Below are 1,593 nucleotides of genomic sequence, written 5' to 3'. Positions count from 1 at the left end.
GCTCGATAATCAAACCATTCAAAATAAAGTACAGAGCGCACTGGACATGGTCGAGTTGGGGCACGTTGCCAGTCGTTATCCCAAGCAGTTATCTGGCGGGCAGCAACAACGTGTCGCGTTAGCGAGGGCGCTTGTGTTTGAACCGAAACTCGTCCTGATGGATGAGCCTTTGGGCGCGTTGGACAAGCAACTTCGTGAGCAAATGCAGATGGAGATTAAACACCTGCACGAAAAGCTCGGCATTACGATTTTGTATGTCAGGCATGAGCAAGATGAAGCGCTCACTATGTCTGACCGAATCGCAGTTTTTAATCAAGGCGAAGTGCAGCAACTTGCCCCGCCAACGGAACTGTATGAATCTCCGAGTAACGCGTTCGTCGCTCAGTTTATTGGTGAAAATAATCAGCTTTCTGGTGTGGTAAAAGAGTGGCAATCAGAGCGATGCCAAGTCCAGGTCGGCCCCGCTCACTTCGTTGCCAAACCGGTTCGAGTGACCCAAAACGGCGAGCACACCACCTTGTCTATTCGACCAGAGAAAATTTCCATCCAACCTGATGACGAATCGTGTGATAACCAAATTGAAGGCGTGCTGCGTGAGCTAATTTATCACGGTGATCATTATCGGTTAGTGGTTGACGTTGAACTGGTTGGTCAGTTTGTCGTGAAAGTGCCGAACGACAACCGAACGCATCTGAACCTTATTCCGGGAACGGTTTGTCGAATTGGGTGGCAAAGTACAGATTGCCATGCGCTAGATGCGATTCAACCAGAAACCGAAGAGGTGGCGGCATGAGTCGAGAGCTAACCTCGTTAGATTCGGTACTGGAAATCGAACGACATGTGAATCACCAAAACAGCGATCTCAGAGCCCAACTGCAAAAAGCGGAGCGCAATAAAAACCTACGCTCAATCATGCTGACGTTGCCGTTGGTATGCTTTATTTTGCTCACATTTGCGTTCCCTATTTTAGAAATGCTTTATCGCAGTGTCGACAACCGAGATATTCCGCAGGCCTTGCCGAAAACAATCCAAGCGTTAGCGCATTGGGATTATCAAGGATTGCCAGATTCCGAAGTGGTAGAGGCATTTTCGGTTGAGCTGCTGGCACTGTATGAGACCAAAGCCCTGCCTAAAATCGCCAATCGCATGAACATAGAAGTCTCTGGCATGCGCAGTTTGATGATGAAAACGGGACGAAAATTGTCTCGTTTAGAAGTGCTTCCTACGTCAATAAAAGAACTGAGTAGGCTCGATAAACGCTGGGCGGATGCAAAACATTGGGTTGCTTTTAAGAACCTGAGCGGTGCGATAACCGTCAACCATTACCTTGCGGCATTGGATATGCAGGTGAACGAAATGGGCGAGATTGAAGCGCAACCAGAAAAACGGCAGATCTACGTTGACCTTTTCTTTAAAACCTTTTGGATGTCGATCTTAATTACCGTGATTTGTTTGTTGATGGCTTATCCCGTGGCATATCTGTTAGCAAACTTGCCAGACAAACGCGCCAACTTGCTGTTGATTGTGGTGCTACTGCCTTTTTGGACGTCACTATTGGTCCGTACGACCTCTTGGATTGTGTTGTTGCAAAAG

Annotated in this window: 1 protein-coding gene and 1 pseudogene; both read left to right on the top strand. The window is 47.8% G+C overall.

Annotation, left to right across the window (positions count from 1 at the left end):
- Positions 1-793 (top strand): ABC transporter ATP-binding protein (locus R7E00_RS22935; protein WP_318124526.1); only part of this gene is annotated, 793 nt, incomplete at its 5' end.
- Positions 790-1,593, top strand: a pseudogene (locus tag R7E00_RS22930) (ABC transporter permease); the annotation flags it as partial. The gene R7E00_RS22935 and the pseudogene R7E00_RS22930, both read left to right, overlap by 4 nt.

Source organism: Vibrio sp. Vb1755 (genome assembly GCF_033338635.1).
GTDB lineage: Bacteria > Pseudomonadota > Gammaproteobacteria > Enterobacterales > Vibrionaceae > Vibrio > Vibrio alginolyticus.
Note: the sequence above shows the minus strand (reverse complement) of the source record. Positions and strands in the feature narration are given on the sequence as shown.